30 protein-coding genes and 1 other RNA gene are annotated in these 25,581 nt (G+C 35.6%); 15 read left to right on the forward strand and 16 right to left on the reverse strand.

What is annotated here, in order from left to right; all coding sequences use genetic code 11:
• Window position 1 precedes the first annotated feature (1 nt).
• From M902_RS15950 to M902_RS08960, 9 genes are all read right to left on the reverse strand, one after another.
• Window positions 2-2,248: an ATPase, T2SS/T4P/T4SS family gene (locus tag M902_RS15950; protein WP_021267473.1), complete on the reverse strand. Its 2,247-nt coding sequence runs from the start codon at window positions 2,246-2,248 to the stop codon at window positions 2-4.
• The gene (locus tag M902_RS08930; RefSeq protein WP_021267499.1) at window positions 2,248-3,771 is read right to left on the reverse strand and encodes a pilus assembly protein N-terminal domain-containing protein; all 1,524 of its coding nucleotides are present in this window, start codon (window positions 3,769-3,771) and stop codon (window positions 2,248-2,250) included. The genes M902_RS15950 and M902_RS08930 overlap by 1 nt, the downstream gene beginning before the upstream one ends.
• Window positions 3,771-4,586, reverse strand: a complete 816-nt coding sequence (gene cpaB, locus M902_RS08935) for a Flp pilus assembly protein CpaB (RefSeq protein WP_021267630.1) — start codon at window positions 4,584-4,586, stop codon at window positions 3,771-3,773. The genes M902_RS08930 and cpaB overlap by 1 nt, the downstream gene beginning before the upstream one ends.
• Window positions 4,587-4,669: 83 nt before the next feature.
• Complete coding sequence (locus tag M902_RS08940) at window positions 4,670-5,191, reverse strand: hypothetical protein (RefSeq protein ID WP_040314546.1); 522 nt, start codon at window positions 5,189-5,191, stop codon at window positions 4,670-4,672.
• Window positions 5,181-5,708, reverse strand: coding sequence for a hypothetical protein (locus tag M902_RS08945; protein ID WP_021267662.1), 528 nt, complete (start codon window positions 5,706-5,708; stop codon window positions 5,181-5,183). Before M902_RS08945 ends, M902_RS08940 begins: the two co-directional genes overlap by 11 nt.
• A complete protein-coding gene (locus M902_RS08950) occupies window positions 5,695-6,009 on the reverse strand; it encodes a hypothetical protein (RefSeq protein WP_021267709.1) in 315 nt (104 codons plus the stop codon). Before M902_RS08950 ends, M902_RS08945 begins: the two co-directional genes overlap by 14 nt.
• The gene (locus tag M902_RS08955) at window positions 5,979-6,485 is read right to left on the reverse strand and encodes a prepilin peptidase (protein WP_021267667.1); all 507 of its coding nucleotides are present in this window, start codon (window positions 6,483-6,485) and stop codon (window positions 5,979-5,981) included. The genes M902_RS08950 and M902_RS08955 overlap by 31 nt, the downstream gene beginning before the upstream one ends.
• A gap of 6 nt (window positions 6,486-6,491) precedes the next feature.
• Window positions 6,492-6,704 (reverse strand): hypothetical protein, encoded by a 213-nt coding sequence (locus M902_RS16520; protein ID WP_021267615.1) that lies wholly within the window; start codon window positions 6,702-6,704, stop codon window positions 6,492-6,494.
• 107 nt (window positions 6,705-6,811) lie between these two features.
• Complete coding sequence (locus tag M902_RS08960) at window positions 6,812-7,000, reverse strand: Flp family type IVb pilin (RefSeq protein WP_021267549.1); 189 nt, start codon at window positions 6,998-7,000, stop codon at window positions 6,812-6,814.
• Window positions 7,001-7,234: 234 nt separating this feature from the next.
• On the opposite strand from M902_RS08960, the gene ssrS reads away from it, so the two are divergent.
• Window positions 7,235-7,407: non-coding RNA, 6S RNA (gene ssrS, locus M902_RS16350), on the forward strand.
• A 70-nt stretch (window positions 7,408-7,477) separates the two neighbouring features.
• Window positions 7,478-8,008, forward strand: a complete 531-nt coding sequence (locus M902_RS08965) for a hypothetical protein (RefSeq protein WP_021267415.1) — start codon at window positions 7,478-7,480, stop codon at window positions 8,006-8,008.
• Between the two features lie 5 nt (window positions 8,009-8,013).
• Here the strand turns inward: M902_RS08965 and M902_RS08970 are convergent, their stop codons facing one another.
• The 3 genes from M902_RS08970 to M902_RS08980 form a co-directional block, all read right to left on the reverse strand.
• A complete protein-coding gene (locus M902_RS08970) occupies window positions 8,014-8,994 on the reverse strand; it encodes a sugar nucleotide-binding protein (protein WP_021267752.1) in 981 nt (326 codons plus the stop codon).
• Between the two features lie 92 nt (window positions 8,995-9,086).
• Window positions 9,087-9,920 (reverse strand): flagellin, encoded by an 834-nt coding sequence (locus tag M902_RS08975; protein WP_021267659.1) that lies wholly within the window; start codon window positions 9,918-9,920, stop codon window positions 9,087-9,089.
• A 258-nt stretch (window positions 9,921-10,178) separates the two neighbouring features.
• A complete protein-coding gene (locus M902_RS08980) occupies window positions 10,179-11,027 on the reverse strand; it encodes a flagellin (protein ID WP_021267425.1) in 849 nt (282 codons plus the stop codon).
• Window positions 11,028-11,270: 243 nt separating this feature from the next.
• Here M902_RS08980 and M902_RS08985 point away from each other — a divergent pair, with 243 nt between their 5' ends.
• Complete coding sequence (locus M902_RS08985) at window positions 11,271-12,272, forward strand: GNAT family N-acetyltransferase (protein ID WP_040314547.1); 1,002 nt, start codon at window positions 11,271-11,273, stop codon at window positions 12,270-12,272.
• Here M902_RS08985 and M902_RS08990 read toward each other — a convergent pair whose 3' ends face one another.
• Window positions 12,273-13,988: an AarF/ABC1/UbiB kinase family protein gene (locus tag M902_RS08990; protein ID WP_021267734.1), complete on the reverse strand. Its 1,716-nt coding sequence runs from the start codon at window positions 13,986-13,988 to the stop codon at window positions 12,273-12,275. It abuts the gene before it with no gap.
• A 90-nt stretch (window positions 13,989-14,078) separates the two neighbouring features.
• Between M902_RS08990 and M902_RS08995 the strand changes: the two genes are divergently transcribed.
• The 6 genes from M902_RS08995 to M902_RS09020 are packed head-to-tail and all read left to right on the forward strand — an operon-like array spanning window position 14,079 to window position 18,750.
• Complete coding sequence (locus tag M902_RS08995; protein WP_021267564.1) at window positions 14,079-14,570, forward strand: hypothetical protein; 492 nt, start codon at window positions 14,079-14,081, stop codon at window positions 14,568-14,570.
• Window positions 14,570-14,866, forward strand: coding sequence for a hypothetical protein (locus M902_RS09000; RefSeq protein WP_198011888.1), 297 nt, complete (start codon window positions 14,570-14,572; stop codon window positions 14,864-14,866). Before M902_RS08995 ends, M902_RS09000 begins: the two co-directional genes overlap by 1 nt.
• 11 nt (window positions 14,867-14,877) lie before the next feature.
• A complete protein-coding gene (gene greA / locus M902_RS09005) occupies window positions 14,878-15,348 on the forward strand; it encodes a transcription elongation factor GreA (protein WP_021267719.1) in 471 nt (156 codons plus the stop codon).
• Window positions 15,335-17,413: an ATP-dependent DNA helicase RecG gene (locus M902_RS09010; RefSeq protein ID WP_052607423.1), complete on the forward strand. Its 2,079-nt coding sequence runs from the start codon at window positions 15,335-15,337 to the stop codon at window positions 17,411-17,413. The genes greA and M902_RS09010 overlap by 14 nt, the downstream gene beginning before the upstream one ends.
• 37 nt (window positions 17,414-17,450) lie before the next feature.
• A complete protein-coding gene (locus M902_RS09015) occupies window positions 17,451-17,888 on the forward strand; it encodes a hypothetical protein (protein ID WP_021267690.1) in 438 nt (145 codons plus the stop codon).
• Entirely contained in the window at window positions 17,869-18,750 is an 882-nt protein-coding gene (locus tag M902_RS09020) for an alpha/beta fold hydrolase (protein WP_021267439.1), read from the forward strand. The genes M902_RS09015 and M902_RS09020 overlap by 20 nt, the downstream gene beginning before the upstream one ends.
• On the opposite strand, the gene M902_RS09025 is transcribed toward M902_RS09020, so the two are convergent.
• A complete protein-coding gene (locus M902_RS09025) occupies window positions 18,736-19,965 on the reverse strand; it encodes a TIGR04552 family protein (RefSeq protein ID WP_021267419.1) in 1,230 nt (409 codons plus the stop codon). The two genes, M902_RS09020 and M902_RS09025, sit on opposite strands and share 15 nt — an antisense overlap.
• Window positions 19,966-20,008: 43 nt before the next feature.
• On the opposite strand from M902_RS09025, the gene M902_RS09030 reads away from it, so the two are divergent.
• From M902_RS09030 to M902_RS09050, 5 genes are all read left to right on the forward strand, one after another.
• Complete coding sequence (locus M902_RS09030) at window positions 20,009-20,527, forward strand: phosphatidylglycerophosphatase A (RefSeq protein WP_021267643.1); 519 nt, start codon at window positions 20,009-20,011, stop codon at window positions 20,525-20,527.
• Between the two features lie 175 nt (window positions 20,528-20,702).
• Window positions 20,703-21,821, forward strand: coding sequence for a recombinase RecA (gene recA / locus M902_RS09035; protein ID WP_021267612.1), 1,119 nt, complete (start codon window positions 20,703-20,705; stop codon window positions 21,819-21,821).
• A 69-nt stretch (window positions 21,822-21,890) separates the two neighbouring features.
• Window positions 21,891-22,448 carry a regulatory protein RecX gene (locus M902_RS09040; RefSeq protein WP_021267450.1) on the forward strand — a complete coding sequence of 186 codons (558 nt, stop codon included), beginning with the start codon at window positions 21,891-21,893 and terminating at the stop codon, window positions 22,446-22,448.
• On the forward strand, window positions 22,426-24,150 hold the full coding sequence (locus M902_RS09045; RefSeq protein WP_021267457.1) for an ABC transporter substrate-binding protein: 1,725 nt from the start codon (window positions 22,426-22,428) through the stop codon (window positions 24,148-24,150). Before M902_RS09040 ends, M902_RS09045 begins: the two co-directional genes overlap by 23 nt.
• Window positions 24,151-24,288: 138 nt before the next feature.
• Window positions 24,289-24,687: a hypothetical protein gene (locus tag M902_RS09050; RefSeq protein WP_021267657.1), complete on the forward strand. Its 399-nt coding sequence runs from the start codon at window positions 24,289-24,291 to the stop codon at window positions 24,685-24,687.
• On the opposite strand, the gene M902_RS09055 is transcribed toward M902_RS09050, so the two are convergent.
• Together M902_RS09055 and M902_RS09060 are read right to left on the reverse strand one after the other, a co-directional pair.
• Entirely contained in the window at window positions 24,680-24,913 is a 234-nt protein-coding gene (locus M902_RS09055) for a hypothetical protein (protein WP_021267715.1), read from the reverse strand. The two genes, M902_RS09050 and M902_RS09055, sit on opposite strands and share 8 nt — an antisense overlap.
• A complete protein-coding gene (locus M902_RS09060) occupies window positions 24,913-25,152 on the reverse strand; it encodes a hypothetical protein (protein WP_040314548.1) in 240 nt (79 codons plus the stop codon). The genes M902_RS09055 and M902_RS09060 overlap by 1 nt, the downstream gene beginning before the upstream one ends.
• A 177-nt stretch (window positions 25,153-25,329) precedes the next feature.
• Between M902_RS09060 and rpoZ the strand changes: the two genes are divergently transcribed.
• On the forward strand, window positions 25,330-25,542 hold the full coding sequence (gene rpoZ, locus M902_RS09065) for a DNA-directed RNA polymerase subunit omega (RefSeq protein WP_021267614.1): 213 nt from the start codon (window positions 25,330-25,332) through the stop codon (window positions 25,540-25,542).
• The last annotated feature ends 39 nt before the right edge of the window (window positions 25,543-25,581 follow it).

A 25,581-nucleotide genomic window follows, 5' to 3' on the forward strand; every position in this document is an offset into this window, starting at 1 on the left:
TCTAGGCCTTCTTCTTTACAGGGGCCGTACCATTGTTTGGCCTAGGTCTGCCTTGAGGTTGACCAGGTCGTGGCCTTTGCTGGCCTTGTTGTGGAGGCCTTTTATTTTGAGGCGGTGGTGCTGGCTTCTTTGCAGGAGGCCCCCCACTTGCACCAGGAGCATTAGAAAATAACCCACGAGGGATGTTATAACCTTGCCTCTCAAGCGTTTCGATAAATTTAGGAATAAAACCTGTTGCTTGGTGTGCTCCAATGATCTTTCCACTTTTATCAATATCTTTTTGCTGAAATAAGAAAATATCCTGCAGAGTTACAACCTCTCCTTGAATTCCTCCAATCTCAGTAATATGGGTAATTTTACGTGAACCATCATCAAGACGAGATGCTTGAATAATCAAGTGAACAGCATTTGCAATCATTTCTCGAATTGCTTTAGGAGTAAGACCTGCTCCCGCATATTGTACAAGAGTTTCAATACGTCCAATACACTCTCTTGGATTATTCGAGTGAACAGTCGTGAGTGAACCATCGTGACCTGTTCCCATTGCCTGTAGCATATCTAGTGTTTCACCACCACGACATTCGCCGACAACGATACGTTCAGGACGCATCCTTAAACACTGCTTAACGAGACAACGAATATCAATTTCACCATCACCTTCAAGAGATGGTGGACGCGTTTCAAGACGAACCACGTGTTCTTGAGGGAAACTAAGTTCGGCCGAGTCTTCACAAGTAATGATACGCTCATTAGCTTGAATGAAACTTCCAAGAATATTTACGAGAGTTGTTTTCCCGGAACCGGTACCACCAGAGACAATAATATTTTTATGTCCCTCAACTGCGATACGAAGAAAATCTGCCATATTCTGTGTGAATGATCCAAATTCAACAAGATGCTTATAAGTTAATCGCTCCTCAGGAAATTTACGAATTGTGATACAACATCCATCAATAGCTGAAGGTGGGATAATTGCATGCACCCTTGATCCATCGTGAAGACGGGCATCTACATAAGGAGTTTTCTCATCAATTCGTCGACCAATTGGTGCAACGATTCTTTCAATTACATTTAAAACTTGTCTATCATTTGAAAACGTAACCTTAGAAAGTTTGACCTTTCCATCTTCTTCGTAATAAATCTTATTAGGGCCAACAACCATGATTTCAGAAATTGCCGAGTCCGCAAGAAGATCCTCCAAAGGCCCTAAGCCAAGGGCCTCATCAAGAATTTCCTTAACGATACTATTCATATCGTCACGATTATTTAAAATACCTTTTGTATCTTCTTTCCCAAGAAGATCAATAACGACCTTCTTAGTTTTCTCTTTAAGAATAATTTTTGCTTTTGGATCGTTGTCATCATCTTTTGATAGATCCATCTCTTCAACAAGACCTTTATGAATCCTAAGTTTAAGGTCACGCCAACCATTTGCAGCTGCACCAGTAGGTCGATCTTGCTTAGTACCAACTTCACTTGGTTTATTCAGCTTAGATAATTGACTTAATATCCCTTTCCCATTGATCGTTCGAACTAACTCTGTAACACCTTTTGCAAAAGCGCTATTTTTTGCGGCCAACATGACAGGCTTTTTCTGATTTATGGCCATTGCACATGTTTGCTCGTCTTTTAGAATTTGTGCGAGTACAGGACGTCCAACAGACTTTCCTGCAACATCAGCAGTAACAGGGTGTCCCTTTTGAGCTTGATTAAATACAAAATGAATCATCTCCTTAGGAAACATCATTGTAATAAGCTCTGAAACAAGACGCTTTGTTTGATTTAATGCCAGTAAATCTGGCGTAATTACAACTAAGATCATTGTGGAATGTTCAAGGGCCTTTGCTGTAAGTTCTGTAATCTCTGTTCCCACATCGATAACAGTAAGTGGATACATACTCTTTACAGACTTTAAAACTTTACCAGCACCGTCAACACTCATTCCTTCAGTTGCGACAGGATCATTTGGTAGCCCTATATAGTGAACCCCGCTTGGGTGCATATTCACAAAAGGCTGAAATGTTCGAGGATCAATATTTCCATTAAAATTAAATAGATCCTTTAGATTCTTATTTGTTTTAATACCAGTTAATAGATTTAAATCACCACTTGCTCTTTGATCAAAATCAAGAAGAAGTGTTTTAGAACGCTTTTCACCACTAAAGGCAAAAGCTAGGTTTGTGGCAACTTGAGACTTCCCAACACCGCCTTTACCACCAATAACTGTTATAATATGACCTTCGGCCACTATGGCCCCCTCTTTCTAAATTTTCTCTTGATATCTTCAGTCCCTGTCGAAGCACTCTCAATAATTTCAGGTGTAATAAACACAACAAATTGCTCTTTTGATTTTGAAACATCTTTGGAGCGTACAAATGAGAAAAGCGAGAAAACTTGTCCTTCCTCACTTCCATCACTACCTGTTGTCGAAACACCATCTGGTGGATCTTTATCATATTCTGTAGCCGTTTTATTAATCGAAATACCACCAACAACAGCAGACTCTCGTGACTTAACAATGATCTTTGTATCAAGGTTATTAGTTTGTTTATCTGTTCCTTGAGAAGAAGATACTCCTAGAATTATATCAAGGTTAATTTTTTCTTCTTGTAGGATCTTTGGTGTTACATCTAAGTTGAACCCAGCTTCAATTACTTTTGCTTGTTGAAATTCACCCGTTCCAACAGCAACGTTTCTCTCAGAACCTTTCGATAGCTTTGCCTTTTCACCATCTTTAGTAATAACCATTCCGGACTGAACAATACGTGCATAGCCAGCTGCTTTTGCAGAACTGAGTTTAGGAAATAATTGAGAAATCGTTCCTCCAAAATTCCCAGCTGATGATGTCGTAACCGTTCCACCATTTTCAGTTCTTCCGAAAACAATTTGTCCCCCAGTAGTACCAACACTTGGGTTCCACTTAAAACCAAAGACACGGTTATAGTCTTTAGATAATTCAACAAATTGTGCCGTAATTTTAATTAGCTTTGCGGCCTGCGGAGGCTGAGGTTTTCTATTGATTGCAAGAAAATTTCTAATAATCTCACCCTTATCAAGTTGTTGAACAGAATCAGTCCTTCTTGCTAAACTTTGAATTCGATCAGGTAAGTATGTTGCTGCAATCTTAACAGCAAGATTACTCTCTTCTTCCGAATTCACAATCCCTTCTAGTAGATAAGAGTTATTAAAGAATCTAACAGTGACATCTTTTAAATTATTTCTTCTTAGACCTTCTTGCATCTCTCGAGAAATAATTAGATAAGTTTGCGGAGAAACTTCGACGAGATTTTTCACATCAGGATAATCTTCTAAAACCTTTACGATTCGACCAATATCTCCAGGAACAATGATCTTTCCTTCAACAAATACTTTTCCACCTTTAAGGTTAATTTCTAAGCCTTCAATAGGGCCTAGTTGTTCTTTTATTTCCGCGATAAGTTTTGACTTCTCTGTGGCCGTAACTGTAACAAGGTAGCGTTTTTTGATGGCCCCTAGTCGATCACGAACAGTGACGGATGTAATCCCAGGTGCCTCACCTTTTAATACAAGCTCACTCGTTCCAGCTGCTGTATTTACGGGTTGTACTTTTAAAATTCTCTGATTTGCAATTTGTACACTTCGAGAAGTGATCGTGAAATCGATTGGCAGTACCTTATCAATTCCAAGAACTACTTCAACTTTTTCTTCAGATACTCCAATACCAGAAGAGGCCTGCTGAGCGCTGGCCGTAAATGCAAATATGAATAGAGTTAAGTACGTTAAAATTTTCATTAATTCTTTTTCTTATACTTTTCGTTAAAGAAGATTCTCGCTTCGTTCTTATCTGAGTCTGAAAGAATATCGTAAAGTCTAGTTCCTTCAATCATTGCCTTCTCACCATCATTAATATTTCTTAGAGTCAAGATTGGTTTATTAGGTTGGAAGACATATAGGTGTGCGATCTTTTGAGCTTGAAAAGGACTTAGCTCAAGTGTTACCGTCGTATAATTTGAGTAAGTGTTAAGCTTCATCTTTCTAACAACTTCTTCAGTTTTAACACCAATAAGAGGAATATTATTTGAAACACTCATTCCTGTTGAAAGAACACGCACGTCTTGAAGAATCGTAACAATTTTTTCTTGATCCTTTCTCGCTCCACCGGTGTAGTCAATAGGAGCAAGAACATCAACTCGATCTCCAGGACGAATTAGTTTACCAACAGAGCTTCTTTCATCAACTTGAAAAGCAATTGCTCGCATGCCAACAGTTACCTCTCTTGAAAGGCCTGTACTCTCTCCAGGGTAAGTTACACGAGGCTTTGTTATTTGCTCACCTTTTAGGATTGGAACTGTTGCAATTGTATTTTCAATTTCTTTAACTGTTTTAAAACTTCCAGGTGCTAGAAACTTTTGAGGAACTGTAATGATTGAAACCTTTGTTTCATCTAATAGATCAAATTCTCGTATATCTTCTTTAGCAACAAGAACAGAACTCATCGTTCCATATTTTTTAATCAAAGCAGATTGTTGATCTTCGATATAAGTGTGGACCATAAACATGGCAACACCTGCAATAATAAGGGCCAGCGTAAAAGCTCTAGTATTCATAAAACATCCTGTTTTACTTTGTTAAGTAATCAATTAATATTTTAACAAAAAACAAGCATTTAGTTGCAATGAGGCATTTTTGGCTACTTATAGCTACAAGAAGTTACCGGTGAAAGAATGGTGGCGTCATTGGCCCTAAATAAAACATCACCTGGTTTAGTGAAGGTTTCACCACAGACACCAAAAATTGTGAACACTTTAATACAACTAGTATCTTCAGGATCTCCCGCCTCTTCACAATTTTCTTCTTCAGCGGGTGCCCATGGTAAACTAGGAATTTTAAAAGTTGACGAAATCGGTGTACTATTGGATTGTAAAGTTTTATTCCAACCAATCATAAAGCCTCCAATCTCACTAAAAGTTCCACCTAAGCTTTTGATATCATTCGCACCAATACCATCAGAATTCCCTTTTAAAATAAAGAATGTATAAGTTCGAGTTGCTTTATTTTGATTGATTGATGCATTGATTGAGTTTCCTACCGTGATGAGCATCACAACCATGTAAAGAAGTATTGGAATAAAGATCATAGCCTCAAACAAGGCCTGACCTTCTTCATTTTTAAAAATGGCTTTTTTCTGACTAGGATTCAATCTAACATCCATTATCATAAATTGTTGAGTTCGTACTTGAACAATTTCCATTTCCTAGATCTGTCGCAACTTCAGAAAAAGCACGACAAACCTGAGCAAGGCACTCCCTTATTGTTGGTTCTTTACCAAGAAAGGATTCAATTCTAAAATCCAAATCAATGTCTCCTGTTAATACCTTCATAACTGAAAACTTAGTTTTATAATCTAAGTAAGTACCACTTAGGAACCATTGATTCGTTGATTTTGAATTAAACTTAATTTGGCAGTCAGTACCACAATTAACCATATTATAAGAGTTAAAGACTGTGGTTGCATTTTGACGGGCCAGAGAATCATTTGGTATCTTATTATCTGCAACGAGATATGCCCTTGAGGCCATGAAATTTGCATATTGTAGTAAGTATGTATTTGTGTAGTTAATTGCAATCTTCGCAAAGACAAAGAAGAAGGCGATAACAAAGGTAAAAGTCGATAAGAACTCAATTGTCGATTGACCTCTTTGATTTTTAATATTTTTATGGAACTTCATCGTAAACCCCTACTGGAGAGAAGAAGTGAGATCTTCCTTCATCATTATTATAATATAGTGGATGAACAGGATTACCGTAAGTTTTTCCATATGTATCAACACTTCCCTTATCACCATAACGAGCTGAGTATTCCATCGAACGGGCCAATGTCCCAAACATCCCTTCACCAATCATATCTTGAAAGCCTTTACTTTTAAAAACAAGCATTGCAAAAGATGTAACGACAACAAAGAGTAAAATGTACTCAACTGTTGACTGTCCTCCTTGGCCTAAAAAAATATATGTTTTTTTATTTTCCATCCTAGAAATATCCATGAAATAAGTATAACAGGGGCAAATGCAAATTTCTTCCCAAAAATCTTTTTAATCTGAACAACATTACCTTCTTTAAAAGCCTGAATAATAAACTCAAGATTTTTCAAAATATTTGTGATGAAGACAGAAAGTCCAACAATGACTGTAACAACAGAAAGTGAAACCAGGGCCTGATCCTGATGAGCAACTGGAATTAAAAGAAATAAACTTGCTAGGTATTTCGAATCCCCACCTCCCATTATTTTTAAGATGAATAACAAAAAGCCCGCGAGAAATATCCCCAACGGATAAAGAAGTGTCTCAATTCCAATAATGTAGTTATTTGGGAAAAAGAAAACGAGAACAAGAAATAAAAAAATATTTCCAATGGACCACACATTTGCAATCTTACGTGACTGGATATCGATATACGATACGTACAACAATTGGATAAAGATAAAAACATAGACACTAACTGGCACTCAAACCTACCTATCTTGGTTTACATATGGTGAATGCCAACATCCTCTCGGACATGAGCCAGTTGCAAGCTCTTGCGATAAATGGAATGCAAAGCTTTTAAAAAAGCCTGTTGTATAGACTCCTATTCCCCTTGCCATAGCAATGGAAATACCGGCGAAGAACGCTAGGATAAATATATACTCTATTAAAGCCTGACCGCTTTGAGACTGACGTGACATACTTAATATTCTACATTAAGTACGCAAAAGGTTTTGGTGAGAAAGTTTTTCCTCCGCTCTCTAGAATAGAGTGCTTAATAGTCGCATCTGACTAAAGAGCGGAAGAATTAGTTCCCTTGTAGTTCGCGAAGTAAGTTGTCTGTGTTCCCGAAAACACCATCTGTCAGAGTTGTAATACCTTCAGACGCCTTTTCCTTAAACTTCATAACAAGCATCGCTGCAACAGCAACAAGTAGAATATACTCTGTTGATGTTTGACCTTCTTCGTCTTTTAGAAACGCTAGTAAGGTTTTCATTTCATACTCCTTTCAATCACCCCCAATCAGTGGGGTTGAAACTTAAATAACTACTTGAAAGTTTCGGCAATATCTGAGTAAAGCTTTAACTTTTCTTAAAAATATTTTAACACTTTGCAGAAACGACACAAAGAAAACAGCTATTTGTTCATAAATACATGTAATTACTACCGTCAAGTACTTTTAATTATGCCTATTATTGTTGCCGTTTGCGCTTTTCGGGTATAATTTATGAGTGAGCTAGATGGGCACTAAATAAAGTTGTTTCGCCCTACAAAGCTTAGAAAGGAAGTGGTCACTGGTCACGGTGAGCAGGCCCATGAATCAGTGGGAAGCCTAAAGTGATTATCACTACATCCACCTGTCGTACGACGGGCGGAAACTTTCATCGCTCATCTAGCTCATTCACACTGCCCTTTCAATTGCGCAATCCAAAAAATTCTTTTCAAATCATCAATATCTAGTAGAATTTAAGTTATGGATATTACAAAATTTGAAAGAAACACGGAAGTATCAACAAAATGGATTGAAAATCTTGCTCTCGAAGAGATCAATATGGACGAAAGTGGTGTTGTTAGTTTTAACGACCATTTAAATCCGGCATTCCAACTTGAAGAATCTTCAATTAACTTCATGAATAAACTCAGAGACCTTTTTGAGATTTATGTCCATAAATTTAATGAATACCGCGGCGATAATAATACGATCAAGATTTTCAAAATCGCTAATACGATCAATGACTTTATGATCTATCGCAACTCACTTCGTCTTATTTTTGCAAGAAAGTCTGATGATCTTATTTCAATTGGCTTTTTGGCCAATGGAAAAGATGTCTTTAGCGCAAGAACAAATGAATCACAAGTTCATGGTGGCGGTCACCTACATGAAATTCGTGCACATATTGGGCCATTTAACCAAATTACATGGCGCTTTGAAAATGAAGTTGTTGATTGTGATGCACTAGTAAGACACTACTTAAGCGAATTCATCAAGCTTTCGGCCCGTTAATAAATTTAGATATAGTTGATTGTATCTTTAGATTCATGTGTTTCTTTAGAATCGAGACCTATTCGTAACTTTTGAACAGAGTATTCTAAAGACTCTTCTACTGATGGAAGTCGTAATTGAAGATAGCCTTCAGCATTCGCTATATTCATATTGAAATTAAGTACACCTGAACTATTATCACCTACTTTAGCAGAACTCATAATTGGATATGGCCATTTACCTGAAGAAATTAATTTTCCTGGTTCTTGAAACTTTTCACAGTAAAGCTTTCCAAAGGCATATGTCGACATAAAATCATTGGAGCTAATTTGTAAGAGGCGATTTTTAAGACCTCTCTCAACACAGATTTTAATTACCATTCCAAGGTAATCAATATCAAGAAATCCAGTCTTAATATAATCATCTAATTCTATTTCCTCTCTTGAATGTAGCTTTGCTTGAATTTTTTCAAAGAGGTTTCTTCTAACATGCACACCTCCTCTTCCATAAAGTCTACAGACTCTAAATACAAGATAATTAAGTGAAGATTTCTGAATGTAAAACTCTGCAGCAGCTTGAGTCTTGCCGTATGTTGTTGTTGGATCAGGTATATCTAATTCGAAATTTTCAGAAGACTCACCAGAGAATACAAAATTCGAAGATAGGTAGATAATTTGTGATTTATAGCGCTGACAAGTATCTGCAACAGTGAAAAGACCGCTTGTATTTAGCGCATCAGCTCTTCTCTCACTTAAGGCACAATCAACAATTGATGAAAGTCCTATTGCATATATCGTAATGTCTGGCTTGAAAGTATACATGATTAACTGAACTTCTTGTTTACTATGAACATCACAAGGAATAGTTGTGATGCCATCAATAGAGACAGGGTTCTTATGGTATGTACCAACTATTTTGTAATCTTTCTTTAAGAAGCTCGCAAGCGAAGAACCTACAAAAGAAGAAATACCAAAGATTAAAATAGTCTTGGTTCTTTGTTCAGTCATGTTTCTATTATATAGGTAAGATTTGATTTTTGAGAAAAAAAAGAGGAGGCAACTATGTCCTATTCAGGACCATAGTCGCCTATTTGATTAGTTTATCCGATTAGTTTTAATGCCACATTTGGCACTTGGTTTGCCTGTCCAAGAACAGAGGCTCCCGCCTGAATTAGAATGTTGTTCTTAGTCATGTCGGCAGTTTCTTTTGCCACATCAACATCTCTAATTCGCGATTTTGCTGCACTTAAGTTCTCGTCGCTGACTCCCAAGTTATTGACTGTTGATGTAAGTCTATTCTGTAACGCACCCATATTAGCGCGATAACCGTTGACTGCGACCAACGCATCGTCAAGTTTCTTAAGAACTGCTTGTGAGCCTTCTTTAGTAGCAACACTTTCTGAGGAAAGTCCCAGCGCTGTAATAGTTGCGTCAGACCCTGCTGCATCGTACGTGAGTCGATCAAGCATTGGATCATTATTGACTCCAACTTGAAATTCCAGCCTGCCTCCTGTCCCATCGAGCAGTTGTGTTCCATTAAAGTTTGAAGACTTCGCGATTCTATCGATCTCGTCTTTAAGCTGTTGAAACTCGATGTCTGAAAATGCCCTTTCAGTATCCCCAATCGTGTCAGAGGCAGTTTGTACTGCAAGCTCTCTAAGACGAATGATGATATTTGAAACTTCATTTAATCCACCTTCTGCTACTTGGACAAGTGAGATTGCATCGTTTGCGTTTCTCTTTGCTTGCCTCATACCTCTGATCTGTGCTTTTAAGTTTTCACTAATTGCCAGTCCAGCGGCGTCATCTCCAGCTCTTGTAATTCGTTCACCTGAAGATAGTTTTCTTAAGTTGTCCCCAACTCTTTTATTTGTAAGTGACATTGCTCTTTGTGCTGCGATAGATGCCACGTTTGTATTAATTCTGATACCCATGATTAGTCTCCTTCAATCATCATATAAACCTCCTGTTTGATAATTGAGCTTCCAGCTCAATAAATTCGTTAATAATTAAATAATGCTTCTACGGATAAACCAATCATTCCTCTTTATATATTTTGCCAAGCAATTAAAGGTTGCAGTCTCTAATTGCCGTACATAACTTATCCAGTAGTATGCATATTATTGACTCCGTGTTCTTTACTCTAAAATTTTCTAAACAATGCTAGTGCCATCCGGCGCTGTCAGGGGTTATTACCCTTGAGCAGCTGCCTGGATTAAGCTTAGTGCACTGTTTGTACTAGTGTTCGCTTGAGCAAGAACCGAAGTACCGGCAGTCATTAGAATATTTTGTTTTGTTAAGTTTGCAGTTTCTGCAGCTACGTCAGTGTCTCTTACACGAGAGTTTGCTGCACTTAAGTTTTCAATCGACGTTGCTATATTATTTACCGTTGACTGAAGTCTGTTTTGAAGGGCACCAAAGTCTGCTCTAATACCAGATACAGAGATAATTGCTTGATCAATTGATGATAGAGAGTTCTGTGCAGAAATCTTATCAGCAACTGATGCTAAGTTAAGACCAAGAGCTGCAACGTTTACGTCAGCTGATGATGCATCAAATGTTAAACGATCTGATATAGGGTCATTACGCGTACCGATTTGAATATCAAATACTGCACCTGTACCATTTAGTAGTGGTACTCTGTTGAATTCTGTTGAGTTAGCGATACGATCAACTTCAGAAGTTAATTGTTCGAACTCTACGTTTAGGAACTTTCTTTCAGTTGCTCCAATAGTATCCGAAGCTGCTTGTACTGATAGTTCTCTAAGTCTAATTAAGATATTTGAAACTTCACCTAAAGCACCTTCAGCAATTTGAACTAGTGAAATACCGTCTTCTGCGTTTCTTTCAGCTTGTCCAAGACCTCTAATTTGAGCCTTTAGGTTTTCAGAGATTGCTAGACCTGCGGCATCGTCACCCGCTCTGTTAATTCTCTGACCTGATGATAATTTTTCTAGAGATTGCTGCATACCAAGACGTGTTCCACGTAGGTTTCTCTGTGCGTTTAGAGATGCAACGTTCGTGTTAATTCGTAGTCCCATTCTATCCTCCTTGACTGGGTACCGACAAGATTCCTTCCTGTCAGTCAGCTGAAATCCATACAGCTGTACAATTGTTACACCACCTTATCGCTCCAAATTCTTAACTCTTTAGAAAAAAATTGTATATTTCTTATACGAAACTTTTTGCCTAGTTAAGAAGTTTTCTCAGTATTCATGGGGACTTTGAATTCTAGATTAATTTACTCGAGATTAAAGTTTTAAAAAAATGTAAAATATATGGACATGATACTTACAACTTTAGATCAATATTCTCACTTAAAAGACATACTCAATAAAGAAATTGAAAAAGCTTTTCATTATAAAGATGACAATAGCTTTAATACTGATTTCTTCCAACTAATGAAGGAGAGCAATCATAATAACTGTCACCTTCTTCTTGATGAGAATGAGAACTTAATCGCCCATATAGGTGTAAGGCCAGTCACACTACATTATAAAGGCCAAGAATTAAAAACAATACTTCTTGGAGGTATTGTCACTAAAGAAGAGTTTCAAGGAAAAGGCCACTTTAAAAAACTCTATAATCATATAAAGAGTATCTATAAGGATAACTACTCACTGGCAATTCTTTGGAGTGACAATATGAGTGTCTACAAAAAACTTGGCTACACTCAATTTGGACTAACAGCAGTCATTGGTGATACCCCTTCGACAGAGGACGAGATTAAACAAAGAGGCTATCATCAAGTTCCTATCCAACAAATCCCAAAAGAAAGATTGGAAAATAAATATAACGAATCATATAAAGAGACTATTTCTATTAAAAGGACTTTAACAGAATGGAATGATATTCAAAAAATATCTTCGATGAAAATATATATGAATGACAATAATGATTATCTTTTCTTTGAGAAGGGACAAGATTTAAAAGGTATTATTCATGAATGTTCTTTCGCTAATAATAAAGTAGAGCTTTCAAAATTCAAAGGACTACAATTACTTAATCCAACCCCTCTAGATAATAATTCATTCTACATCCACCTTGCATGGGGGAAAGTTATAAATACTTCAGACTTTTCAAAATTCTTGAGTGCCATTACAAATGGTCAGGTTTCGATTTCAGAATTTCTAGCAGATTCAGATAAGATAACTCTTACAATTAACGAAGAATCGTATTTATTTAAAAGAGAAGAAGTCCTACCACTTCTATTTGGGCCAGAGCAAGCAATTGAGCTACAAGACTTAATTCCTCAAATCTATATTACTGGCGCAGATAGTATTTAATTATTTACGATGTTTAAGAGTTCCATAACCTAGTGCTCCTAAAGATAATAACCACAGGATTAAAGTTATAGTTGGGTAATCGAGAAGTGCACCTCGATAGAGGTCTGGCCCAGAAACAAATGACTTTCCAGCAAAAAACAGCACTCCACCAAGGATATAAAAAGATAATAATCTTACGCTACTTGCTAGTGAGGAAATTGGTTTCCAAATACCTTTATGCCTAATTTTAACTGCATAGTTATTTTTTGCAAACTCTTTTAAAAACCACTTCAGATGCCTCGGAACAATTCTAGACGCACTTAAGACATCTTTTGCAATCCACATTCCATCTTCAATAAAACTATCAGTTGAAAAGCTATCTTTTATAATGTCATTTATATCTCCTTCTAAAAGATTAAAGATATCAAAATCAAGATCAAGAGACTGCCCAACTCCATCAAGAGTTATCAATGCTCTAAAGACGACAAACCACTCACTTGGTAAAAAGATATGATGTTCTCTAAGAGTAGTAATAATTGAACTAATAATTAAAGAGAAATTAGTCTGTTGAACAGTTAGTCCAATTTGTGGACCAATTGCATTCTTTATATCAATAATTAACTTATCAACATCTGGTACAGTTTCATAAATTGCAACATCCAAGAACTCATAGACTAAGTTTTCAAAATTCTGAGTTAAGATAGCATAGATAATTGCGATAAAGTTTTGACGAGCATTTTTAGAAAGGTTTCCAACAAGGCCAAAATCAATTAGGGCAATTTTTCCATTAGGAAGATAAAAGAAGTTTCCACCATGTAGGTCTGCGTGAAAGAATCCTTCATTTAAAAAACATCGCATAAAGATTTTTACGCATTCATCGAGTTTTGAGTCTAATTCAGCGATATGCTCACTAATTCTAGTGCTATCACTAAATGGTATTCCCTCAATCAACTCCATGACCAATAGGTCATGACAAGTAAAGTCTTTATATATTTTAGGTAAATGAAAGATTTCAGATGAATCGTACTTCGCAATTATTTTTTTGAGTTTCTCACAATTAAGTGCTTCAACATTGAAGTTTAATTCACTCTGGAGAGAGAAAGAGAAATCTTCTAGAACTTTAGAGAAGCCCAAGAACTTAAAGTCATCTGCCGCCCTCTCTGTTTGTGTTGCCAAAAAGATAAGTATTGAAAGATCTGTTTGAATGATTCGATCAATTCCTGGTCTTTTAACTTTTAAGACAACTTTTTCACCTGTTAGTAATTCAGCTCGATAGACTAAACCAATAGAGGCCGTTCCAATCGGCTGTTCTTCTACATTATTAAAGATTTGCTCTATCTTTTTCCCTAGCGAGGCTTCGACATTCTTTTTGATTTCTGAAAATTGGATCGGTTTCACTTCATCTCTAAGCTTTTTCATATGCTTAATGAAGTCTTCATCAAAAATATCTTCTCTTGTGCTAAGTAGCTGGCCAAATTTAACAAAAGCAGGCCCAAGTTCTTCGAAACAAAGTCTTAGGCGATACCCCATTACATCACCCCACGAATTGTCATGAACAGAAACTTTTTGTGATTCTTCACTTTTTCTAGGGAAAACAAAGTTTGGGATTATATTAATAACATTTTGAGAAACAAATTCATCAAGGCCGTTTTTAGCAAAAACCGTAGCAATCTCTCTTAAACGAGAAATATTTCTAATTGTTTTCGTTATCTTAAAGCTCGTCGTTATTAGGCCCACATAATATCCTTTAGAAAATATCTATTATTTTATCACGATAGACCCAAAAGGTGCATAGCCCTATTGCCAGAAAAATGGTAAAAATAAGGAGTGAAAGATATTTTTATTATTACATCACTTTTATTTTCTCTAGTGACTCATGCAAATGATGAGACTTGCTCGCGCGTTGCAGTAATTAATCAACAAGAAATTCTTATTGATCCAAGCTCCTCTTTAAAAGGAGAGGGCCTTCGCTACCATCTTGAAAAAGACAAAGTGGCCCTAAGTTATTTAAATGATTATCAATCATTACAGGAAGACATTTGGCGTCCTGCAGTAATGGGAACTATTGGATCGGGCCTTATTTTGTCCGCGTTTCTAACAAACCCTAGCTCAAATACCAGAAGAAGCCTTATTGCATCAGGAACTGTTGTTCTCATTCTTAACTACTTATTAACGAAGACAATTCAAACTAGTAATGAAGAGCTACTTTACAAGAGTATTAATGAGTACAATAAGAGACAAGAACCTAAGATCTTTCTAAAGTCTGATGACCAAATAAATACGCCTGAAGTTTATATTGAAAAAAGCTGGAGCTTCTAATGATGGACAATAAAGAAATTACTTGCCATGCGTGTCATAAAGCATTGGACCTTGAAGCGGGACAGAAAATCTCGTTAAAAGAAGAGTGTCCGTATTGCTACGCTAGTGTTCATTGTTGTAAAATGTGTAAGTTCTATGACATTACCGCATATAACGAGTGTCGAGAATCAAGTGCTGACCGCATTGTTGAGAAAGAAAAAGCTAATTTTTGTGACTACTTCGTCCTTAAGGGCGGTGGTGATGGCGGAGATAGTCAGGGTGACCTACTTGCCGCTGCAAACGCATTATTTAAATAAAGGAATTATTAATGGCAAATCCAATAACAAAACAAGGTTACGATACAATTCAAACTGAGCTTGACCACTTGATAAAAGTAGAAAGAGAAGAGCTTAAGATTACAATAGCCGAAGCAAGAGAGCTTGGTGACTTAAAAGAAAATGCTGAGTATCATGCAGCTAAAGAGAAACAAGGCGTCGTTGAAGGACGTATCTCGCAACTTCAAGGGATTCTTGCGAGCTGTGAAGTTATCGACCCTAGTACAATTAAATCTGATAAAGTTGTTTTTGGAGCAACTATAACTATTTTAAATATGGAAACTGACGAATCACAGACTGTTAAGATTGTTGGTGAGTCGGAATCGGATATGAAGAAAGGACTAATTTCATATAATAGCCCTTTAGGCAAAGCACTTATTGGTAAGCAAGAAGGTGACGAAGTTGTCGTACGTGCACCAAAAGGTGATATTGAATATGAGGTGGAGAGCATTGAGTTTAAATAAGGATATCCTATCTACTCAAATTTCTGACCTCTACGCAAAGCCTACCAAAACACTCGAAGCGCTTAACAAAAAAAATATATATACAATTAACGATTTGCTTTGGCTTATGCCAAGGCGAATCGTTAAATTGCCAGAAATTGCTAAATTTGATTACGCAAATATTGGCGATTTCTTTCGTGGTCGCGCAACAATTGTCTCAATGCAAGCAAAGCCAAACTTTAAGTCGAGAGGAAAAGGAAGAGCTGTTTTACTCAATATCGCTGTTACCGTAAAAGATGACTTAAGTGACAATTATATAACTTTAAAATGGTTTAATGCTTACCAGTCAATTCAAAAGAAGCTTGAACAACTCAAACACCTCGAATTCCTAGGTGTTGTTTCAGTATTCAATGAATCACTACAAATTGTTAATCCTGAAATTTTCGAAATCGGTAAATCCGAGTCTGAAAGTGGACTACGCATCACCTACCCTACAATTGATAGCGTGAAGTCACATCATATTCAAAAAGTCTTTGATAAGTTACCTGATGGATTTTGGGATAAAATTCCAGAAGTTATTCCAAGTAATATACTTGAAGACAAAGGACTACTATCTCGTAGTATGGCATTTAAGTATCTCCACGGTAGAGTTCCTTCCAATAAGTGGAGCCAAGAGAAATTTGATCAAGCTAGACGCAGAATTATTTATGAAGAATTTCTCTATGATCAACTTAAGATAAAACTACGAAAGAATAAGAGAACAGAACTATTACGTAATAGTCTTGAAATAAGTACAGAGCAAGTACAAAAAGCGAAGTCTCTATATCCTTACAAACTTACTACCGATCAAGATAAGGCCCTAGACGATATTGTCTCTGATTTTGAAGGAAGGACACCTTCAATGCGGTTAATTCAAGGAGACGTAGGTTGTGGAAAAACAACTGTTGCTGTTGCTTCTGCTTATTTAATCTTAGGAACTGGTGGGCAAGTTGCTCTTATGTGCCCTACTGAAACTTTAGCACTTCAACACTACCGAGAAATAGAAGAGATTCTTGGAAGTGAATTTAATGTTGAACTTCTTGTTGGCAGTACTAAGGGCAGTGAAAAGAAAAAAATTAATGAATCTTTAGAAAATGGTAATTGCAATATCGTAATAGGTACTCACTCTCTTTTTCAAGACAGTGTAAGATTCAAGAATCTTGAACTAGCTATTATCGACGAGCAACATAAATTTGGTGTCGAGCAAAGAATTAAACTAATGAAGAAAGGTGAAAATCCTCATTGCTTAATTATGTCTGCAACACCTATTCCCCGCTCTCTTAGTCTAACCAAATATGGCGACCTTGATATCTCCATCATTAAAACAATGCCTGGAGGACGAAAAGGTCAAAAAACTCGAATTGTTACAAATACAAATTTAAATAACTATTTAAGCTTTGTGAAAACAAGACTTGAAATGAAAGAGCAGGCCTATGTTGTCGTACCGGCAATTGAAGAATCTGAAAATGATGATATCAGAAATCTTGAACACACATATGAGCTTTACAAAAAATACTTCCCTGAATTTAGGATTGCATATCTTCATGGAAGAATGTCACCAGATGAAAAACAATCCGCAATTACAGAGTTCAAGGAACATAAGACAGATATCCTAATTGCGACTTCAGTTATTGAAGTAGGTATCAATATTATTAACTCAACTATTATGGCCATTCTAAGCCCTGAAAGGTTTGGACTTAGCAGTCTTCATCAAATGAGAGGACGTGTTGGACGAGGAAATAAACCAGGTTTCTGCTTTCTTGTCACAGACAGAGAAATCACACCTGATAGCATGCAAAGACTACAAGTTATCGAAAAATACACCGACGGATTTAAAATTGCTGAAGAAGATTTAAAGATTCGGGGAGAGGGAGACCTCTTTGGGCAAGAACAATCTGGAGTCGTTACTCAAAAAAGATTGGCCAACATCGTCCTTAATCAAGACATCTTATACGAAGCAATTGAGGATATAAAGAAATACCCTAACGACTTTGACTTCCTTATTAATTTTATGAATCATGATGAAAAAGTTTTCACTACGATTTAACTTAGCAAAAAACTCAGATCGAGTATAAAATAGAGTAATGATTCACATAAAAGTATTAAAAACAAATGACCTTTTATCTCTAGGAGAATACCACTTTAATCTACCAAGAGTTTATATTGGAAGATCTATTCACAATAACTTGATCATTGAAGATGATAGCATTGAAAAAGAAATTGGAGTATTGAAGTCAATTAGTCATTATCTAGTCTTTGAAACAAGAAATTCTTATAAAGTAAATTCTAAAGCTGTTGAAGGTATTGTTAGGTTAGAAAAAGGAGATATCCTTGAGTGCAAAGGACTACAAATTCAAATACTTGAATTTCAAAAAAGTGAAGAAAGTGACTTTCAAGACTATTACAAATACCTTGAAAAAATAAAAGTTGATGATCCTGCAAAATTCGAATTCATTCAATCTCTCGAAGAACATTATATTACTCTAACTGGAAAATACGACGATGACTTCCTGGAGAAATAAAGCAAAATATCATCTAGTAGATGGAACCACTAAGATTCAATATTGGACTAATATTGATAATTTAGAAGAAGAACATAATCGTGTAATTATTTTTAATTACGGCCTAGTTTGTAATACAAGACATTTTGTCTATCAGATTGATCACTTTGAAAAGCTTGGGTATAAAATTCTACTACATGATTATCGAGGACACTATCAGTCAGAAACAACTCAAGGTATTGAATCTATAACTTTTAAAAATATTGTTAATGATCTCAATTCGTTAATCACTACACTTAATATCAAAACATCAATTCACATTGGCCACTCGATGGGAGTTAATGTCACTCTTGACTACGCTCATAAGTATCCACAAGAGGTACAAAAAATTGTTTTAATTTCTGGAACTATCTTTCCTCCACAAGATGTAATGTTTGATTCAAATATTATTGATATGACTGAGCCCTATATAAAGCAATTAAAAAGTAAGTGGAAATCGCAATTTCAGTTCATTTGGAAAAATGTTTACCGCAACCCTCTTGCCAGCGCACTAGTATGGAATGGTGGCTTTAATATTAAGAAAACAAACATTGAATTTGTTGAATATTACATGAAGAAGCTTGGAGAGCTTTCACCAGATATCTTTTTTCAACTTCTAGACCAAATGAGAGATCAAAAAATAATTAAAGAGCTTGAAGAAATTAAAACTTCAACACTAATCATTGGTGGAGATAAAGATAAAGTCATCCCAAATTATCTTCAACAAATTCTACACGATAGTTTGAAGAATTCTGAGCTCTACATCATTAAAAACGGAAGCCATGTTCCGCAAGTTGATTTCCCGGAATTTATCAATGAAAGAATAGATTTATTCTTGAACTAAACCTTTATGAATTAGAAGCTTTTTGAAAACACGATTCATAGCGTAGATACGTTGCGCTTTCTTGTATTCAGTATGAGATGCTTCACCTTCAAAATTAATTCGATAAGAACTTTCGTCAACGACCTGAACTTCAAAAGGATAGAAGAACCTGATATCTCTAGCAAGTGAAGAAAAGTCTAAACCAAGTAACTCTTTAGCAACTGCTGAATCTTCTTCTTTAGCAAGCTTTCTTAATTTAAAAAATTCTGCCAAAAAAGGATTCTTATACTTGATTAACTGCCGACAAGTAAATTGAACCGAACGATACTTTGTTGAAGAATGAAGGTTATTTTCATTTTTTAAATTATCAAAACTGCATTCGTCAATCTCACGATTTACAGCAGAAACAAATCTCTCCTCAGAAAGATTATTCCTTAACGCCATTTTTACTAAGTTTGAATACTTTGTTCTAAAATGATTGATATCAAAAATTGTATTTAGTGATCTTGAAGGTTTAATATTATGAGGAGTAACAACATAATTACGAATTAAAAATTGAAGAACTTTTAAAATATCTAATTTATTTTTAGTAACTAAACGAACTCCGACCCTATCAAAAAGTTCTTCCGCAACATTTTCTGCCTTATGAAGTAATTTAATAATAACACTATCACGTGATTTTTTTGATTTCGTTTCAAAATCAACAAGAGGAATTGAAATATCCCCAGACTTTAAAAAAAGGTTATTATCATGATCACGATGAAGATAGCGATAAAATTTGTCAAAAATTTGCGTTTGAATTTGATTGAAGTAGTTTGAACGAAGATCTTTATCGGCATGCAATATAGTATGCATAACTTTTAAAACAATTTCAGCCCATAGTTGTTCCTCAACTGTGTGATCTGAGTTCCCTGTGGCCATTAGAAATAAACCACTAATATCTGTAACCGTATAAAGCGAATTTGGAATCTCGAGATCAAGGCCGTCCGGTGTTCCATCTTTTAGAAAGTAACGTTTAATAAACTGGACCGCTTCTTGAAAATTACCAAATAACTCTGCCCTTGAAACAGGATCATCTGTATCAAGTCCATAACCCTTTAAGAATTTATTAACTTCTGTGATGTCATCTAGTTTAGCAACAAAGAAATTTGAGTCGAGTGCAGACTTACCACCTACAACAACATCAAATACATCCCAGTCGAAAATATAATTTTTTAAATAGTCAGGTCGATTCATAAAGTTACTTTGTTCTATCGTTGAGTAATGCTACCATAAGCCCATGAAGACAGAAAATCAGCTAAAAAATACAAAAAAACTGACATTAAAGTCACTAACTGACTTAAGAATTTTATTTCTTACATTTTTTGGTACAGGCCTAGCTCCAAAAGCGCCAGGAACTGTTGGAAGTTTAGCAACTATTATCCTTCTTTATTTTATTGGTAAACTCAATGCACCTTTCTTCTTCTTTATTCCTTTTCTTCTCATCCTTACAATTGGAGCAATATTTATTACTGGCGTGATTGAAAAAGAATATGATTGTATCGATCCATCATGGATAGTAATTGATGAAGTCATTGGAATATGGATCGCGTCATTCTTTATTCTGGATCATAGTTACGTAAGTTACGTTGCGATTTTTGCCCTCTTTCGACTCTTCGACATTTGGAAGATAGGACCAGTTAAATACTTTGACAACCGTAAAGACGCTATAGGAACAACGTTAGACGATGTCGCAGCAGGTCTTATGGCAGGTATAACCTACACCCTTACTTTTAAATTGTTAGAATTTATCTCTTGACTTACGCAAAACTTACGCTAAAAATATTAATAAGCAAAAAGTAAAAAATTAGAAAGTCATCTAATAAGACACTTTAATTAACTGTACTTACACAGAAGTTAAAAATCGTCCTTTTTGCATTAGCTGATGACAGATAAATTTGGTAGAACAAAGTAAATAGAAAAATGGAGAGCTTATGGCCACAACATCAACTGAAAAGAACAACAAGCAAAAAGCATTAGACCTAGCACTTTCAACAATTGAGAAACAATTTGGTAAAGGTGCAATCATGAAGCTGGACAATGAAAATGGTCCAGAAAAAATTCCAGCAATTCCAACAAGCTGTTTAGGTCTTGATTTAGCTCTTGGTGTAGGTGGTGTACCAAAAGGTCGTATTATCGAAATCTATGGCCCAGAATCATCAGGTAAGACAACTCTAACTCTTCATATTGCTGCAGAAGCTCAGAAGCAAGGTGGTACCGTAGCATTTATTGATGCTGAGCACGCACTAGATACAGTTTATGCACAAAAACTTGGTGTTGATATTCCAAACACACTAATTTCTCAACCAGATAGTGGTGAACAAGCTTTAGAAATCACGGATATGCTTGTACGTTCAGGTGCAGTTGATCTTTTAATTGTTGACTCTGTTGCAGCACTTACTCCAAGAGCTGAACTTGAAGGAGATATGGGTGATTCACACATGGGACTTCAAGCAAGACTAATGTCACAAGCACTTAGAAAACTTACAGGATCGATTAATCGTTCTAACTGTACAGTAATTTTTATTAACCAACTTCGTATGAAAATCGGTGTTATGTTTGGTAATCCAGAAACAACAACTGGTGGTAATGCCCTTAAGTTCTACTCTTCAGTAAGACTTGATATCAGAAGAACTGGTGCAATTAAAAATGGTGATGAAGTAATTGGTAACAGAACAAAAGTAAAAGTTGTTAAAAATAAAGTTGCCCCTCCATTCAAAATCGTTGAGTTCGACATTATGTATGGACAAGGTATTTCTCAAACTGGTGACTTATTAGATCTTGCAGTAGCGAATAATATCGTTGGAAAAGCAGGTGCTTGGTTCTCATATAATGAAGCTAAAATTGGTCAAGGACGTGAAAACTCTAAGCAGTACCTAGCAGATAACCCAGAAGTAGCTCTAGAAATTAAAAATAAAATTCTGGCCCTACACGGACTTATTGAAGATAACACTGTTATAGACCAAGCAACTGGTGAAATTATCGAAGATGAGCCAGTTGTTGAAGAAAAGAAGACTAAGAGCAAATCTAAGTCTAAGAAAGTAGTACAATAATCAAATATAGCCCCTTAGGTTTCTATCCTATCGAATGATAGATATTAATATTAAGGGGCACCCTTTTAAATGACTCTCAAAGAAACTATCGATAAACTTCCGCTTGGAGAATCTGAAACAAAATCAGAGGATATTCGTTCATTCAAGAGAGCTTATCAATACTGCATCTGGCTTCTTTCAAAGAGAGATTACTCAAGATATAAATTATCTCAAAAACTATACGAAAAGAAATACACTCCATTTATTGATCAACTACTCGACTTCTTAGAAGAGGCAAAATATCTACAAGAAGAACAATATATTCGTACTCGTATTAAAACCTTTATGTACAAAGGACTAAGTAAGAGAAATATTCTCAATAAGTTGCGCTCAGAAAGAGTTGAACCAAGTACAGAGCTAATCGATGAATTGTTTGATGAGTATAGATATACTGAAAATGGGCAATTACGAGACTTAATTAACAAGAAATTGCGCTCAAAGGGTGTTTCGGCCCTTGAAGATTTTAATTTTAAGCAAAAGTTGATACGCTTTCTTTTGTCAAAAGGACATTCATACGACAAAATTAATACTGAACTAAAAAATGTCCAAAATGATGAGGAAAGTAATGCACAAAACTCCCCTTTTTAATTTTATTCTATTTATCTTATTGCTACCTCTATTTTCTTGTAGAGTTGACAAAGATGATAAGAACACACTTCGATTTCCTTTAACAGAATCGATTTCTACAATTGACCCAGTAAATGCATATGATTCTGTATCAATGTCTGTAATCTATCAAGGCTATGAACAATTATTTGAATATCACTATCTAAGAAAGCCATTAAAACTTGTTCCTCTATTAGCGGAAGAAATGCCACAAGTATCTGACGATGGACTTACCTATACGATAAAAATTAAAGAGGGAGTTCAGTACCACGATCACCCTGCTTTCAACGGACTGCCACGTTATGTTGAGGCTCAAGACTTTATTAATCAAATCAAACGTCTCGCTTTTACACCCTATCGTAGTAATGGTTGGTGGCTTTTTGATGGAAGAGTCGTTGGTTTAAATAAGTTTAGAAAAGAAGTTGGAAGTGATTTTGAAAAACTATTAACAACTAATGTTGATGGACTACGAGCTCTAGATAAAAGAACGCTTCAAATAAAACTAATCGCTCCTTATCCTCAAATGTTAAATGCTCTTGCAATGAGCTTTACTTCACCAATACCGTTTGAAGTTATGAAGAAAGAAACTTTTCTTGATGAGTTAATAGGTACAGGTCCATATAAACTAGATAAGTGGTTTCGTGGCTCAAAGCTTTTTATGAGCCGATTTAATAATTATCACAAATCTTTTTATCCAGGAAAAGGTGATCGTTTTGCCCACAGTAAGAACCTTTTAACAGATGCAGGCAAGCGCGTTCCTTTTATTGATAAAATTGAATTTCATATTATCAAAGAAGCACAAACGAGATGGCTTCAATTCATGTCAGGAAAACTCGACTTCCTAAGAGTTCCAAAAGATAACTATCACTCGCTTGTTTCACCTAGTGGAGAGCTAACAGAAGAATTTCGTGATAAGAAGATTACTCTTGATATCTTTTCAAGTTTCACTTATTGGTGGTTCTCATTTAATATGAAGGATCCAATTGTAGGGACAAATAAAAATTTAAGATTGGCCATTGCACATGCTGTTAATGTTGAAAAGTATATTAAGACCTTTACAAATAATATCGGTCTTAAGGCCAACTCGATCTATCCTCCTGGAATCCCAGGTTATGATCCATCAAGAAAACTTCCATATTCATATAATATAGAAAAAGCTAAGGAATACCTACGAAAAGCCGGTTACCCGGATGGGAAAGGACTTCCAACACTTATTTACGATACGAGAGCATCTTCTACGACACAAAGACAACGTGCAGAGCTTCTTAAGCAAGATCTTGAAGCAATTGGTATTAAAATGAAAATTCAACTTAATACATTTCCTGCTTTCTTAAAGAAATCAAAAGAAGGAAAACTTCAAATTTGGTTAGATGGTTGGACTCTTGATTATCCAGATAGTGAAAATGTTTTACAGCTTTTAACAACCCAGAACCAAGCTCCTGGTCCTAATGTTTCAAATTATTCAAACACAGACTTTGATAAGAAATTTGAAAGTATTAAAGTTATGAATGATAGTGATGAAAAATATCTATTAATGTCACAAGTTGAAGATATTGTTTTAGAAGACCTTCCATGGGTCCTCCTGTACTATTCACGTGACTATATCGTTTATCATAACCGACTAAAAAACTTTAGATATAACGATCTTGTTGTTAATAAAGTTAAATACTTAAGATTAAAATAGTAAATAAGCATCTTATTTCGGGGGAATAAATTTCCCCCGTATTTCGACACAACTGCCCCTATCATTTTTTTCCCCATATTTCCGAATAGTAGATCAGTACGCTCTCAAAGCCTACTACTGCAACAAAGGAAGTAATGAATGAAGACTCTTGCACATTTCATACTCGTCATCATAGGCATACTATTTCAAGCTCAGGTGATGGCAAAAGACTACATGATCTATTCAGTAGAGCATGAACTACCAATGACCAATGACGTACAAGAAATTCAAAAAAACTACTATGTAAACTTAGGTGAAAAACAAGGTATTAAGAATGGTACTCTTCTTGATGTATATCGTGTAGTGATTCTAAACGATCCATATGATCGTGAGAAACGTTACCGTCATAAGATGAAAGTTGGACAGCTTGAGGTTATTCATCACGATTCCGATACCTCAATTGCTGTTACAAAACATTTTAATGATAAAGAAAGGCATCCAATTCTAGAGATAACTGCATTTATGGTTGGAGATAAGGTTAACGTAAGTCTTAATTAGAGCGTTCATGGAGCAGAAACCTTCTTTGCTTAAGAAGTTCTATCTGCTCTTTAATGGCCTTTGTAGCCTTTTTTTGTCTTCTTATTAATTCTTCATCTCCACCTTGTTCTTCTAATAGCCTTAATACCTTTGAGGCCATTCCATCTGCAATAGCTAGCTTATTAGACATTTCGTGAAGAAACTTTCTTTCCTCTAAGGCAAGTTCAACAATAGTAGAGTTATCCATTAGTCACCAAAATACTTATAACTTAACACTTCACCAAAAAGTGTTTGTGATTCAATTTTTATTATATCAATCTTAAAAATATAGTAACCAATTGCCAAATTACATGGACCATTTTTAAAAGTTAAATCAATTTTTCTTAAAATGTTTCCAGCACAAATTCCATGGAATTGTTGTTTATAGTGTTTAACCGATTCTAATACAGCTTGATGTTCAATAAATATAAATAATTGTTGCTTCATAAAATATTATTATGCAAGTAAAGTGCTCAACAAATACCTCTAACTAGCTTAAATTGCATAGTTCATGTATAAGAGCTTCTAAATATTTTAAATATTTAGGCCCTATCTCTAGACAAAAACAGCGCTTTGTCCTATAAAAATAACTTAAGTCACATTTAATTTTTCGGAGTGCACAAAATGGCAAGAATTACGATTGAAGACTGTCTAGAAAAAGTTGAAAACCGCTATGAGTTAGTACACCTAGCTGCTAAACGCGTAAAGCAATTAAGAGATGGTGCAGACCAACTTGTTAAGAGTAAAAATAAAGATGTTGTTACAGCACTTAGAGAGATCGCAGCTGGTAAAGTTAAGCATGCTCCGGTAAGTGAGTACGATTCAGACGAGTTCTAAGTCGAATTTAATTTTAAAAAAACTATTTTGAATATAAGA

This window comes from Bacteriovorax sp. BAL6_X (assembly GCF_000443995.1).
In the GTDB taxonomy this organism is placed as follows: Bacteria; Bdellovibrionota; Bacteriovoracia; order Bacteriovoracales; family Bacteriovoracaceae; genus Halobacteriovorax_A.